Consider the following 14,633-nt stretch of genomic DNA (forward strand, 5'->3'; position numbering starts at 1 on the left):
TCATGAATTACCCCGAACATTTATTTTACACCAAAGACCATGAATGGATCAGCTTCGAGCAAGACCATGCACTGATCGGTATCACCGATTTTGCACAAAAGGAATTAGGTGATATCGTTTATGTTGATATCCCATGCCTGAACAAGATCATTGCTAAAGAGGCCATATTTGGCACAGTTGAAGCGGTAAAAACAGTATCAGATCTTTTTATGCCGGTAAATGGTAAAGTAATAGCGGTTAATCCTTTGCTTGAAACTAACCCCGAGCTGGTGAACCAGGACCCTTATGGATGCTGGATGATCAAAGTGCTGGTAAGCTTAGCAGACGACCGCGAGTCGCTGTTGACGGCAGAACAATACCTGGCACAGATCGGAGGTAACTAATCCTCTGCGTTGATACCATTTTGACGGTATTAAGCCAAATATTTAACCTTACTGGCTAAAAAACAAAATCAAACACATTATTTATTTAACACAAAACACAATGGAAAAATTTAAAGCGGCAAAAGATTTGATAGATGCCATAGAGAAAGACATGTTCAGCTTTTACGAAAAAGGCAACAAAGCTGCAGGAACCAGGGTTAGAAATGCTATGCAGCAATTAAAAGTTATGGCAACAGATATCCGTAAAGAAATAACAGAAAAGAAAAACAATCAACAATAGTTTAAGAACTGTTTTGGGAAAATAAACCTGGTCAACCTTTGACCTGGTTTATTTTATCAATAACAGCCTGACAAATCATTCTTTTTGATATATGATCGGATTTCCTTTACGTGTTACTTATCAGCAGCATGATTTTATTTATTATATCATTGCTGCCCCGAGTAAAAAGAACCATACCCTCGAGATTCTTTTAGATGCTAAAAGTTACACCTTTATTCTAGGTTTAAATAAACTATGGATCGAAAAAGATCCGGATAAAGATCGCCCTCTTGATCAGGGATTGGTGCTGGCCATAAGCAGAGCGGTGATCTTGCGTTACCCTATTTAATACCAGGATTATAACAGATCAAAGCCTTTATTAACCTGCATAGTTTTTTTTGAGAGGTCGGTGTCTGATAAAACTTCATCTGCCCGTTTTAATGCTTTTTCAAATGTGTCCCGGACATTGCCTTTCCCGATTTGAAATAATAAACGCGTCTTTTTTAACGCTCCTGTTACCTGTTCGCTGTTTGCCTCCGACAGGATAAGTTTAGTTCCTTTCTTTTTTATTTCCTGATGAACATCCCTTAATACCCTGATACCGGTTGCATCAATGACGGGTACATTACCCATCCGGATAATCAATACCCGGGCGGGTTTTTCCAGCACTTTCATCGTATCTTTAAATTTATAGGCCGCACCAAAGAACAAAGGCCCATTGATCTCAAAAACGTCAACCCCTTTGGGGATAACTGATTGATTAAATTCATCATCAGATAATTGATCCGGAGACAAAATGGTTTGCTGTACAGAACTGGACTGCATCATTTTGCGCATAAAAAGGAAAGCGGCAACAATTATCCCAATTTCAATAGCTACGGTCAGGTCTACCAATATGGTGAGGCCGAAGGTGATCACCAAAACGGAAGCATCACTTTTTGAGCCTTTAAATACGTCTATAAAATTCCCCAGTTCGCTCATATTCCAGGCCACCACCACCAATATACCTGCAAGTGTTGCCATGGGGATCAGTGCTGCCCATTTGCCTATAAAAAGCATAATAAGAAGTAAGGTAATGGCATGTATGATCCCAGCTACGGGTGTACTTCCGCCATTTTTAATATTGGTAGCCGTTCTTGCTATTGCGCCGGTGGCCGGAATTCCCCCTAAAACAGATGAACAGATATTGGCCACTCCCTGTGCAATGAGCTCTGTATTAGACCGGTGATTTCCGCCGGTCATGCCATCTGCCACAACCGCTGATAGTAAAGACTCAATACTGCACAGCAAAGCGATGGTAAAAGCAGGCCTGATCAACTGCCTGATGGTTTCCAGGCTTACATCTGGCATGACCGGGTGCGGTAAAGCAGCAGTGATCACTCCAAAACGGCTGCCAATAGTTTCTACCGGAAGATGGAAATACCGGACAAGCAGTGTGCTTATGACAATTGCGATCAGCGAACCGGGAACTTTCCGGGTTACCCTGGGCCATAGCAAAACAACCAGTAAGGTAAAAACCCCGATGAGCAAGGCATAAAGGTTCAGTGAAGACAGGTGCCGGCTATAGCCGATCCATTTACTGATAAAATCAGCAGGGACATTTCCCATTTTCAACCCCAAAAAGTCTTTAACTTCTGAAGAAAAAATGATGACCGCGATCCCGGTGGTAAAACCAATGACCAACGGATAGGGAATGTATTTGATAGTATTACCCAATTTAGCTACCCCCATAATAATCAAAATGATCCCGGCAATAAATGTGGCAATAACCAATCCGCTCACACCGAACTGCTGAACGATCCCGTAAACAACAACGATAAACGCGCCTGTGGGCCCTCCTATCTGTACCTTGCTGCCTCCCAAAGCGGATATAATTGCCCCCGCAATGATAGCCGTAAAAATTCCTTTTTCGGGGGATACGCCCGAAGCAATGGCAAAAGCTATGGCCAGGGGCAAAGCAACAACACCTACAATTACTCCGGCAACAACATCTTTATAAAATTGCGCGGGGGTGTAACCTTTAAGGGTGTCAATCAGCTTGGGCCTGAACAAATTCATCATCTTGTTCATTATTGAAACCATTTAAATTTATTCCCGTCCACCGGCATTTCAATATCAAGTTCGGGATGATAATGTACCTTGGGAGATAGCCAGTAAAGCAATATTACACGGGAATACCTGAAATTCAAAGGTGCAAGCAAGAACAAACCACCGAGAATGGTACTGAGATATAACCATGGCGAATCGTTATTTTGGGTTATCAGGAAAGTGGCGACCCACAAGATGCCTCCCTCTGCTACATTCATCGCGTAGCTGATATACATCGCCGCATAAAAATAGCCGGGCTCGATCTCGAAGATCATCTGACAATGCGGGCAATTCAGGTTGATCTTGTTGGAACCCAAACGATATGCTGCTCCTTCGAACATATTGCCCCTGCGGCAGCGCGGGCATTTTGCATGGAGCATCGCCCATGATTTTGATGTTCTTACCATTAATACAAAGCTATGCTTATAATAAAGGCCTGATATGGTATGACATCAGCAAACAAACTGATATTTATCAGTTTTAGACGGCAAGCCCGCGCTTAATATACGCCCTGCGGTTTCTCCGGTCATACAGGGCATACCAGTCAATAACATCGGCTTCATTAAATTTATATATTTGTAATATGAGTTTATCCGGAATTTTTCCAATTGATAAGTGGGAATTCACAACACAATCTGTTCTTAATACACTTTCCGAAGAAGATTATAACTTTTTAATCTCCCGGCAAGGCGCGCAGAAATATCAAAAAGGAGAAATCATCTTCAAGGAAGGCATTGTTCCTTCCGGTATCTATTTTATTCACCAGGGAAAAATAAAAAAATACAAAGTTGACCGGAATGGCCGGGAGCAGATCATATATGTAGCTAATAAAGGCGAATTAATAGGGTATCACGCGATTTTGGCGGAAGAGCGTTGCCCTGATTCTGCGGCTGCATTGGAAGACTGCCTGATCAGTTTTATCCCTAAAGAGGACTTTTTAACCATTCTGGACAGATCGCCGCTTTTCATGCGGCGCTTATTAAAATCATTGAGCCATGAATTTAGTGTATTGGCCAATAGTATTTCCGTGATCTCTCAGAGAACAGCATCTGAACGCCTCGCTATTTCGCTGATCATTTTGAGGGAAAAATTTAAAGGGGAAGGATCAGGTGAAAAAGATGTTATTCTCAATATCTCAAGAATGGACCTGGCCGGCATGGCAGGGATAGCGCAGGAAAATGTGATCCGCTTGTTAAAAGAATTTAAAGAGGAAGGCGTACTGGAAACCGACGGCCGGAAGATATGGATCAAAGACATTAAACGCTTAGTTAAAAAATCGAACTACGGATTTGGGAACCCGTAGTTACGCAGGCGCAATTGCATCAGCGAGGAATTAATGACAATATCTTGTCAGTGTTCAATTTTTAAAAAACAGGTGTTCAATCAATTAAAATGCAATTTCACAACTAATTGATTATCAACAACAATCTGTTCAATTTAAGATTTATTAGATTTTAATTAAACCTTAAGTAATTGATTATCAATGGCAATTTATTTTGAAAAAATATCAACTGTTCACACTTTTAAAAGTTGAACACTCGTGAGTGAACAGTTACTTCAGCAACCCACAAGGTTTTGTAGCCCCCTTAATGATACCCCGGCGCCAAATGCCACCGGGGTAGTGAAGTGTAATTAATCAGGGATAATTTATTTATCCCAAAACACAGGGGTATCCAGGTCATCCGCACCCATGCTGGCCACCGCCGCTCTGTAGTTATCGGCATTAATGGCCGCTTCCGTTTGCGGGTAGGTGTACCTGCGTACAAAGCTGCCTTTGATTTGCCTGCCGGGATATGTGTTTGGCGCTAATGCCGGGAAACCGCTCCTCCTGAAATTAGCCCATGTTTCTGCACCGTTTCCAAACGAAGTTATCCAGTATTGTGTATTGATCAGTTTCAGGGCATTGGCATCAGAATATGCAATTGCCGGGTTATTTAAATAGGCGTTTTGTGCATCGCTGCTGATGACAGCAGTAGCATCGTAGGTAGTAAATTGATCCATGGCCGCCTTTACACCGTTATTATAATAAGTACTTGCCGTACCTGCTATATATCCCTTAAAAGCCGCCTCGGCCAGTAACAACTGCGTTTGGGCATAGGTTACAAAGAACTGCGGAGCGGTTATTTTACCAAATACGCTGTAATTTACCTGCGAATATTTGAACCCTGATCCGCTCACACCGCGAAATCCGGGCGCTGATGGCAACGTACCGCTGTCATAACCTATCGGCAAACCAAACTGGTTGGCTGATGCAGTATCGGGCGCGAGGGACAATGCTTTTCCGGGGTCGGCGTACATAGCCGAGATGTACTTCAGCCTTGGATCACCCGTGGATTTTAATTGCGTTATAAAAGGCTCGGCCAAATAATAAGTATTGGTTAGCTGTTGAATTTGCTGGGTAACCAGGTTAGGATAGGTATTGTTGTATTTCAGGTAACAGTTATCGGCATTAGATTGCATCACTCCTCCGGTAACAGCTGCCTGAACAATAGTTTTTGCCTTGCCCGGGTCTATTTTAGAATATCGCATGCCTATCCGAAGCAAAAGTGAATAACCCAGGCGTTTCCATTGCGTAATATCTCCTCCATAAAACACATCTCCCTTAACAAGGTCCTTCGCTGGGTCTAACGCTGCGGTGGCCGTGGTGAGTTCGTTTACCAGATCAGCATAGATATCCTGTTGCTTATCGTATTTAGGCAGAAAAGCAGAATTGAGGTAAGCCTGGCCAGCCTGGCTGTATGGCACATCGCCATAAGTATCAACCAGCATCATGTAATTATAAGCCCGCCATATCCTGGTTTCATTATACAAATTAGACCGGGAAGCGTTGCCTTTGATATCCGGCAGGATATGCTCAAGAAATTTTATGGTGTTTGGATAAGCGTTATTCCACCGCATTACCGTATATGTTTGATTTAATACGTTGAAGTTAAATGCCGAGGTAACGCCACCAAAAGGATCAATAAACTGCTGAACAACCGTTGGCTCAGTTTCCATTAATGCCGCATACGTTAAAACTTCCGCGTTGGAAAACAAAAACACCGGGTCGAGACTGGTAGTGTTATTTGGATTGACATTTAACTCTCTGAACCCTTTATCGCAACCTGTAGCGCCAAACAGGCAGGCGGCCGACAATATGATCTTTATATATTTTTTCATGATCGTACTCTTTTAAAATTTGACGTTTAGGTTAAACCCATAAGTCCGCGTGGTAGGCAGCGAACTTTGTTCGTAACCGGTTAAAATATCACCGCTTGATGAGATAGCCTCCGGATCGATATTAGGTGTGTATTTTTTGATGATAAGCACGTTGTGGCACACTGCAGAAAGCACAAGCCCTTTAATAAATTTGGTTTTCATCATTTTCGAAAAATCATAGCTAACTGAAAGGTTTCTCAACTTAATGAAGTCCGATTTATAAACGAAAGGATCCAGGATACCCTGTGAGCGATAATTGGCATAAAAGTCCTCAGCATTTACTGCTGTTGTGTTAGGTGTGCCATCGGCATTCACCGCGTCAAACTTTACGCCTCCTTCCCTACCCACCAGCGACTCTTTTGACAAACCTTCTCTCAGGAAATTCAGGTTAGAACTTGACAATATTTTACCACCTTTTTTATAATCGATATGCGCCATCAGGGTAAACCTTTTGTAAGTAAATGTATTTACCCAACCACCTGTAGCTTTAGGCAATGCGCTGCCAAAAAGTGCAGGAGATGTACTTGCCACTGGTTTACCGCCTGATACGATGATCTTGCCATTGGAATCTCTGCGATAGGTTGAACCCTGGATCTGGTTTAACGGAAGACCAACCTGGTCAACAATGGAGCCGAAAAACTCCCCTGCACCCAGTGTCAATTGTTTTTGACCATTTGCCAGCGCCAAAACTTTAGAGGTATTTATAGCTGTATTAAATGCTGAACGCCAACTAAAATTTGGTTTCCTGATAGGTACTAACTCCAGCAAAAACTCCATACCCCGGTTTTGTAACTCGCCAAGGTTTACGATGGTACCGGTATAACCAGACGCGTTGGAAATAGCCACACTTAAAATCTGGTTGGTAGTATGCTTATCATACGCGGCTATATCCAGGTTTACCCGGCTATTGAACATACGCAGTTCAAGCCCTATTTCCTTTTCTTTTACGCTATATGGTTTAATTGCCTGATTTGGCGTAGTAACGTTGCTGATACTTCCCAGCGGAACACCATTAAACGCGTTTTGTGAAAGCGTGAACGTAAGCGAATTGCTGTACGGGTTAATACCGTTAGCACTACCTACGTTAGCATAAGTCGCCCTGATCTTTCCAAAGGTGAGCCATGAAGGCGGGTTCTTTAAAAACTCCGAAAAAACAAAGCTGCCGCTTACGGATGGATAAAAATAATGGTTATGTTCAGGGCTTAGCACCGAGAACCAGTCGTTACGGCCGGTTACATTTAAAAACAAATAAGATTTATAGCCAAACTCGGCGGTGCCATAAAGCGAGTTTACTGTTGATTTGGAAACCGCGAAGGCAGATGTGTTGGTTACGCCATTTCCAAGGGTATAAAAATCCCTCACGTAGAAATTTGTAGCGGTGACAGTATATCCTTGTGATGAGGAGGGGAATGTATTTCCTCCTACCGTGGCATCAAAAGAAAAGGGTCCCCATTTGTGGCCGCCGCCTAATAAGAAGTCGGCGTTAAGCGCACGATAGGTATTATCATTTGAGTTATAACTACCATTATAAAGGCCAACCGGTGCAGCCGCATTTGCTAAAGTACCTGTTGGCGAATTTTGTTCGTAGTAAGATGGACTGTATTCCATATTTACACGACCCTGCAAATAAAGCCAGTCAAAAAATTGGTATCGCAGGGTCGCAGTACCTAAAAGATGATCTTTAGTTTGCTTTGTAAATTGCTTTTGCATAATCCAATACGGATTGGTAAGCGTGGTGAAACGAGATGTAGGCGTTTCGTTGCCGTTGGCATCAATGGCGGCGGCTTTTAATACATCCAAACTAACCGAGTTACTATAACGGTACATGTAATTAGTAACCGATGAGCCCTGAATACCAATTACCGGAGGGTTATTATTATTCTCGTGGTCGTAATTCACATAAATTTGGGCAGACAACTTGGGGGTAAAATTGTAGTTTAACCCAAGATTGAATATCTTTTTGTGATAATCATTATTCGGTATTATGCCTTGTGCATCCTGATTTGAATAAGAAAACCTGAAGCTCCCTTTATCATTACCGCCCGAAAACGCAATAGTATTAGTCCATGCATTGGCCAGTCTGAAAAATTTGCTTATACGATTTCTTTCTGGTGCATAAGGGCGTTGTACTCCATCAAACTGGTAGGTAGGTGCATTATCAAATTTTTCACCGAAACTCCACGCACCGGAACTTTGGGCCTGGCCCTGTGTTTTAGGGCGTACATTGTTTTCGCCCTGTCCGTACTCATACTGAAAATCGGTAAAATCCAGTGCCTTGTTTTGGGTAAAGTTGGAGGTAAACTCAATACCTATCCCGCCGTTTTTATTACCGCTTTTGGTAGTGATGATCAACGCGCCGTTACTTGCCCTTGAACCGTAAAGTGCCGCGGCTGTAGCTCCTTTTAATACAGTCATCGACTCGATGTCGTCCGGGTTGATCTGCTGCATATTATCGCCCAAATCCACCGATTGGGTGTAACCGTTGGTACTTGACGGGCTTTGCGATAAAGGAAGGCCGTTTAATACGATCAACGGTGCATTATCACCCTGGAATGCGGACTGCCCGCGCAACCTGATTTTAGTACTGCCTCCCGGGCCGCTTGCCGGTGGAGATATATCTAAACCGGCAACTTTTCCCTCAAGGGAATTAACAAAGTTTGTTGAACGGTTAGTTGTTATTTCGCCTACGCGGACGTTTTCTGCCGCATAACCTAATTTTTTAGATTCGCGCTTTATGCCTAAAGCTGTTACTACAATCTCGCTGATATTGGTTGATTTTGGTTCAAGCGTAACGTTCAGCGTACTACGCCCGTTGAGGGGCTCGGTTTTGGGGTTATAGCCTACATAGCTGAATAACAATACCGCGTTATCGGCAGATACCTGGATCTTGTAATTACCGTTCGCGTCGGTTAAAACACCATTTTTTGTTCCTTTTTCGCTTACGCTAACGCCGATAAGCGGGCCGCCTTTTTCGTCGGTCACTTTACCGGTAACTATTTGTACCCCCACTTCGGGGTTGGTTCGGGCTGCGACGGCGCTTTCCGCCTGCACATGCCCTGCAATCATAAGTGTAAAAAGAACACTTATTGCAATGGACAGCATCATTCCTGATACTTTGATTTCTTTTTCCATAATTTTAGGGTTAATTCAAATTGGCAAATCTTACTTTAACTTCTTTCTCAAAATTGGTGGTTGTGAAAGAGCTTCTCGGGGCGGTAACTTTAAAAGCCGCTTTTCATTTTAGTATCGCTTTTTCTTCATGTTATGCAGGGTTTTGGTTTAAAATTGGTTTATAGTACGTGTACCGGTATAATCTATTTATAGTAAACAGTCTAACGATAAGACGCCGACAAGCCCTATTACAGCTACCATGCTTTCCATCACCGTCCATGAGCGAAGTGTTTCCTTTACTGATAACCCGAAATATTCTTTGCATAGCCAAAAAGCTGTATCGTTTACGTGCGAGCCAAACAAGCTACCCGCTCCGATAGCCAGCACCAGTAAATTGGTATTTACGCCCGCATGATGAGCTATCGGAAACAACACGCCCGCGGCGGTTACGCCAGCCACTGTAGCCGAGCCGAGGCAAATTCGTAAACAAGCCGTCGCCAGCCACGCCAACAACAAGGGATGCATGGTGCTGCTAACCAGCATACCGGCAAGGGTATTGCTTAAGTGGCTATCTACAAATACTTGCTTCAGTGCACCCGCGCTGCCAATGATGAGCAATACCATGGCTATATCTTTTACTGCACACACATACCCATCCATTATTTTTGCCAATGACCTGCCTTTACGCAAACCAAGCGTATACGTACTTATAATTGCGGTGATCAGTATGGCTATAATTGGTTCGGCGAGCCATTCAGATAAACTCTTTATCAAAGGATTATCCCTAAAAAGCACAGGCAGCAAATGGGCCAGGCAAATCAATACCACAGGTAAAAGAGATGACAGTATGCTGTTAACAATACCCGGTAGTTCATGAACAGGCAAGGCGGCCGAACTATGGGTAAATTGCAAACCGTTAGGCCCAATTTTTTTAAGGGTGGCCGAGAACATCGGTCCCGCAATTACGATAGCAGGAACAGCGATGATCAGCCCATAGCCAAATGTTTTTACTACATCGGCATGAAAAACGCTGATGAGTGTCATTGGCGAAGGATGAGGTGGTAAAAAGCCGTGCATTACAGATAGCGCCGTGAGCATAGGCATACCTACATACAACAGCGGCAAACGATAACTGGAAGCAACCGAAAAAATGATAGGCACCAAGAGTATAAACCCGACATTATAATACAAAGGGATGCCCACAATAAAGCCTGTAAGGGCCATAGCATAGCTTACATATTTAGCACCAAATAAATCATGCATGAAATGGGCTATCCGCTGTGCGGCACCGCTTTCGGCAACCAACTTACCCAGCATAGCACCTAATACAATAATGATCGCTACCGAACCTAAGGTATCGCCCAGTCCTTTATTTATGGATACGATAACCGCTGTAAATGGCATACCGAAAAAGCAGCCCGCCAACAGTGCTACGATAATAAAGGCAAGAAAAGCATTCACTTTTGCCCATGTTATCAGCGCTATAAGCAATAAAATACAAAGGATCAGTATTAATATTGTCATTTACAATCAGGTTAATTTAATGCGAATCGCGGGTTACAACAGATCCTGAATTTCCAACCAGGAAATCCAGATCGGCTCCTTTATCGGCTTGCTGCACATGGCGCTGATACATAGATACGTACCCCCTATCGGTATGATAAGCAGGTTTTTGCCATAACAACCGCCGTCTTTGCAGTTCAACTTCATCTACAAGCAACTCTATTTTTTTGGCCGGTACATCGAGGCATATCAGGTCCCCGTTTTCAACCAGCGCCAGGTTACCGCCGATGGCGGACTCCGGTGAAACATGGAGCACAACCGTACCGTATGCGGTACCGCTCATCCGTCCGTCGGAGATCCTTACCATATCCGTAATACCTTTATCCAGCAGTTTTTTGGGCAGCACCATGTTGCCAACTTCGGGCATGCCGGGATAACCTACCGGCCCAACATTTTTAAGCACCATCACGCAGGTTTCGTCAATATCAAGCTGCGGGTCATCAACCCTGGCGTGATAGTCTTCGATAGTTTCAAAAACCACCGCCCTGCCGGTATGCTGCATTAGTGCTGGCGTTGCCGCCGACGGCTTGATAACCGCACCGTTAACGGCCAGGTTTCCTTTTAAAACGGCTATGCCTGCTTCAGCAATGATTGGATCCTCATAAGCGGCGATAACGTCCTTATTGTAGCATATAGCATCGTCTTTTATATTTTCCGCATGCGATTTACCTGTTACCGTTATCGCGTCCATATCTAGCTCATTGCTAAGCTCTTTCAATATCACCGGCAGACCGCCTGCATAGTAAAAATCTTCCATCAGGTATTTTCCGGAAGGCATGAGGTTGAGTAACAAAGGTATTTTGCTGCCCAGCCTGTCAAAATCGTCGAGGCATAAGTCAACCCCGATACGCCCGGCAATTGCTGTAAGGTGTATAATGAAATTGGTTGACCCTCCTATTGCCGCGTTTACTTTAATAGCGTTTTCGAAAGCGGCACGTGTAAGAACTTTTGATATCGTTAAACCTTCCTTTACCATTTCAACGATACGCCTGCCGGATAGCTGTGCCAGTACTTTTTTCCTGGAGTCGACCGCCGGGGTAGCAGCGGCCTGCGAAAGGCACATGCCAAGCGACTCAACCATACAAGCCATAGTAGACGCGGTACCCATCGTCATACAATGGCCTGCACTTCTTGACATGCAGCTTTCAGCAGCAAGGTATTCATCGCTGGTTATTTTACCGGTTTTGAGGTCGTCGGTCAGCTTCCATACCGCTGTGCCCGATCCGATATCAGCGCCGCGATATTTACCGTTGAGCATTGGCCCGCCCGGCACTACGATGGTAGGTAAGCCTACACTGGCCGCTCCCATCATGGTAGATGGTGTAGTTTTGTCGCAGCCGGTCAGCAATACCACGCCATCTATCGGGTTGCCGCGAATTGATTCTTCCGCGTCCATACTGGCCAGGTTCCTGAACAGCATAGCGGTTGGTTTTAGCAAAGTTTCGCCTAAGGACATGATCGGGAACTCTACCGGGAAACCGCCGGCCTCATAAACCCCGCGCTTAACCGCTTCGGCAAGGTCCCGTAAATGTGCATTGCAAGGGGTTAGTTCCGACCATGTATTACAGATCCCGATGACCGGTCTTCCGTCGAAAAGGTCGGTAGGCATACCCTGGTTTTTCATCCAGCTCCTGTATAAGAACCCCATTTTACCTGTTTTTCCAAACCAATCGGCACTTCTGAACTGTGACATTTTATTTTCTTTTATAATTTTATTTAATTGATATCGTTGCCCTGATGCAATTATTTGCCCACCAGGTTTGTAAGTGTTCCTATATTGCTTATTGTAATACTTATTACATCGCCGTAGTTAAGTGTGAAAGAATCCGGGGGCACTATACCGGTACCGGTCATCAGGTATGCACCCGCTGGAAATGACGTCTCCATAAACAGGTAACCGGCGAGCTCCCGGTGCGTACGCTTCATCCTGCTGATCAATATGGTGTCGGCAAATACCTGAACATTATCTCTCACTATTTCAATTTGAATTTCGGTGTCAGGCGGGATAGCTGTCCCCGGCACATAAAGACACGGGCCAACCGCGGCGGCTCCGTCGTATGATTTAGCCTGAGGAAGATATAAGGGATTTTCTCCTTCGATATCTCTTGAGGACATGTCATTGCCAATCATATAACCCTCAATAGTCCCCGCGCTGCAAATGAACAATACCAACTCGGGCTCCGGAACGTTCCATTCCGAATCTTTCCGGATGCGAACCGTTCCGCCGGGGCCAACCGCACGGGATGCAGATGATTTAAAAAATATCTCAGGACGTTCGGCATTGTAAACCCTTGCATAGAAATCACCTCCACCTGCATCTTTAGATTCTTCCATCCGGGCATCTTTACTGCGCAGATAAGTGACGCCCGACGCCCAGATCTCCTGACTGGCAATGGGAGTACATAATTGTTCCAGATCATGGGCCAGCAACGGGTTGGCTGAAATGTTTTGGAGATCTTTTAAAACTTCGCTGTGCAGCGTTTCACGGTTTATAAAACTGTCCCAGTTCCAATCCGGCGAACTGTATAACAGACCGGCGTATTTTACAATAACTTTATCGTTGGTTTTAAATATATGCATAGCTATTTATTGCTGTCCGGCGTTTATGCGGCAGTTATTTCGTTATCAAAAAAATGTAACAAATCGGTTACTTGGTTATGTACAAAGAATGCTAAAGCAAATCGCTTAAGCTTCCAAAAAAACACAGCGTTGATTTTTGCACAAAAAACTTAGCGGAAACCGCTGGCATCTTAGGGGCTGTTTAAAAACGATGATTTCCAAATGTAGAGGCGCATCACATGCGTCTTCCGCATGCTCGCCTATTGAGCACGGCTTGTCCTACGGGAGACGCATGTGATGCGCCTCTACAAAAAACATTCATTTCATTCGTTTTTAAACAGCTTCTTAGTTCTCAGCAGGATTGTGCAAAGTAGCCTTGTGCGCCGGACCGGGCTTTCTTTTGTGCCAGTAAGACGCCAGCAAAGAACCCGTAATATTCATGAAAGTTGAAAAGATGACCGGGGCAAGGCCCAGCGTAGCGATTTTGCCCATCGCTTTGGCAAGTCCAGCAGCCATCCCCCCATTTTGCATCCCTACTTCTATAGCGATGGTGCGGCAGTCACGTTCTTCCATTCCAAATGCCTTAGCCGACCAAAAGCCAAGTAAATAGCCGCCAATATTATGCAGCAATACCAAAAATGCCAGTAGCAGGCCAACTTTAAGCAGGCTTTCTCTCCCGGCAGCTGTTATAATAATAATGATGCAGATAATGCCTCCCATGGATATTATGGGCATTATCCTTTTTAGCCATGTGCTGCGTTTTTTGGCTATTGAAGAAAACAGCACACCCAAAGCAATAGGTATCATGACCATTTTAAAAATATCCACCACCATTAACCAGGGGTCTATTTTAATAAGCGGACCAGCAAGTAAATTCATTGAAAATGGTGTCAATACCGGCGATAGCATGGTGGAAATGCTGGTTATAGTAACCGAGAGCGCCAGGTTTGCCCTCGCCAGATAGGATACCACATTGGATGCCATGCCGTTAGGGCAACAACCGATCAGTATAATGCCGGCCGCTATCTCGGCAGGCATTCCGGCTAATTTTACGCTCAGTGTCGCGATGCTGAAGCCAAGTAAGGGCATTATAATAAAATGGCTCACCACCCCTATGATGATTCCTCCGGGCGACTTTAACACGCCGAGAAAATCCTGGTAATGCATGGAAGTGCCCATACCAAACATGATGAGCTGTATTAGCGGGATAATAAGTGTGGCATATTTAAAATTGCCATAACTGATAAAAAAACCAGGATAATAAAGCGCCATGGCCGCCGCGCCAAAAATCAATACCGTATAAGCAAAGCTTTTGGTTTTTGGCGAAGCACAGAGGCTTACTGCAAGCAGTACAAAAAAGGCAAGTACATAAGGCCCTGTGTATCCAAGGCCTTTAGGTATCACAATAAGTACAGCGGCAAACGCAGCGATGGTTAACGTGATAGTGACTTTGAAAAAAGTATTCATACCCG

General features: G+C 44.3%; 12 protein-coding genes. 4 read left to right on the plus strand and 8 right to left on the minus strand.

Going from position 1 to position 14,633, the window contains the following annotated elements:
• Nucleotides 1–2: 2 nt before the first annotated feature.
• The 3 genes from gcvH to FHW88_RS17265 all read left to right on the plus strand — a co-directional run bounded on the left by gcvH (nucleotide 3) and on the right by FHW88_RS17265 (nucleotide 991).
• Nucleotides 3–383 carry a glycine cleavage system protein GcvH gene (gcvH, locus tag FHW88_RS17255; RefSeq protein WP_129570020.1) on the plus strand — a complete coding sequence of 127 codons (381 nt, stop codon included), beginning with the start codon at nucleotides 3–5 and terminating at the stop codon, nucleotides 381–383.
• A 100-nt stretch (nucleotides 384–483) separates the two neighbouring features.
• On the plus strand, nucleotides 484–663 hold the full coding sequence (locus FHW88_RS17260; protein ID WP_090526095.1) for a histone H1: 180 nt from the start codon (nucleotides 484–486) through the stop codon (nucleotides 661–663).
• 91 nt (nucleotides 664–754) lie between these two features.
• Nucleotides 755–991 (plus strand): hypothetical protein, encoded by a 237-nt coding sequence (locus FHW88_RS17265; protein ID WP_090526096.1) that lies wholly within the window; start codon nucleotides 755–757, stop codon nucleotides 989–991.
• An 8-nt stretch (nucleotides 992–999) separates the two neighbouring features.
• Here FHW88_RS17265 and FHW88_RS17270 read toward each other — a convergent pair whose 3' ends face one another.
• Nucleotides 1,000–2,712 (minus strand): SulP family inorganic anion transporter, encoded by a 1,713-nt coding sequence (locus tag FHW88_RS17270; RefSeq protein ID WP_255485359.1) that lies wholly within the window; start codon nucleotides 2,710–2,712, stop codon nucleotides 1,000–1,002.
• Nucleotides 2,712–3,137, minus strand: coding sequence for a DUF983 domain-containing protein (locus FHW88_RS17275; RefSeq protein ID WP_176627183.1), 426 nt, complete (start codon nucleotides 3,135–3,137; stop codon nucleotides 2,712–2,714). The genes FHW88_RS17270 and FHW88_RS17275 overlap by 1 nt, the downstream gene beginning before the upstream one ends.
• A gap of 176 nt (nucleotides 3,138–3,313) precedes the next feature.
• Between FHW88_RS17275 and FHW88_RS17280 the strand changes: the two genes are divergently transcribed.
• Nucleotides 3,314–4,033 carry a Crp/Fnr family transcriptional regulator gene (locus tag FHW88_RS17280; RefSeq protein ID WP_176627185.1) on the plus strand — a complete coding sequence of 240 codons (720 nt, stop codon included), beginning with the start codon at nucleotides 3,314–3,316 and terminating at the stop codon, nucleotides 4,031–4,033.
• Nucleotides 4,034–4,377: 344 nt separating this feature from the next.
• On the opposite strand, the gene FHW88_RS17285 is transcribed toward FHW88_RS17280, so the two are convergent.
• The 6 genes from FHW88_RS17285 to FHW88_RS17310 all read right to left on the minus strand — a co-directional run bounded on the left by FHW88_RS17285 (nucleotide 4,378) and on the right by FHW88_RS17310 (nucleotide 14,628).
• Nucleotides 4,378–5,889 (minus strand): SusD/RagB family nutrient-binding outer membrane lipoprotein, encoded by a 1,512-nt coding sequence (locus FHW88_RS17285; protein ID WP_176627187.1) that lies wholly within the window; start codon nucleotides 5,887–5,889, stop codon nucleotides 4,378–4,380.
• A 12-nt stretch (nucleotides 5,890–5,901) separates the two neighbouring features.
• Nucleotides 5,902–9,060: a SusC/RagA family TonB-linked outer membrane protein gene (locus tag FHW88_RS17290; RefSeq protein WP_176627189.1), complete on the minus strand. Its 3,159-nt coding sequence runs from the start codon at nucleotides 9,058–9,060 to the stop codon at nucleotides 5,902–5,904.
• A gap of 186 nt (nucleotides 9,061–9,246) precedes the next feature.
• Nucleotides 9,247–10,563, minus strand: a complete 1,317-nt coding sequence (locus FHW88_RS17295; protein WP_176627191.1) for a gluconate:H+ symporter — start codon at nucleotides 10,561–10,563, stop codon at nucleotides 9,247–9,249.
• Nucleotides 10,564–10,579: 16 nt separating this feature from the next.
• Nucleotides 10,580–12,295: an IlvD/Edd family dehydratase gene (locus FHW88_RS17300; RefSeq protein ID WP_176627193.1), complete on the minus strand. Its 1,716-nt coding sequence runs from the start codon at nucleotides 12,293–12,295 to the stop codon at nucleotides 10,580–10,582.
• Between the two features lie 50 nt (nucleotides 12,296–12,345).
• Nucleotides 12,346–13,182: a fumarylacetoacetate hydrolase family protein gene (locus FHW88_RS17305; protein ID WP_176627195.1), complete on the minus strand. Its 837-nt coding sequence runs from the start codon at nucleotides 13,180–13,182 to the stop codon at nucleotides 12,346–12,348.
• 324 nt (nucleotides 13,183–13,506) lie between these two features.
• Nucleotides 13,507–14,628 carry a bile acid:sodium symporter family protein gene (locus tag FHW88_RS17310; protein WP_090526258.1) on the minus strand — a complete coding sequence of 374 codons (1,122 nt, stop codon included), beginning with the start codon at nucleotides 14,626–14,628 and terminating at the stop codon, nucleotides 13,507–13,509.
• Nucleotides 14,629–14,633: the final 5 nt, after the last annotated feature.

Origin of the sequence: Mucilaginibacter sp. SG538B (assembly GCF_013376065.1) — a bacterium.
Lineage (GTDB): Bacteria > Bacteroidota > Bacteroidia > Sphingobacteriales > Sphingobacteriaceae > Mucilaginibacter > Mucilaginibacter rubeus.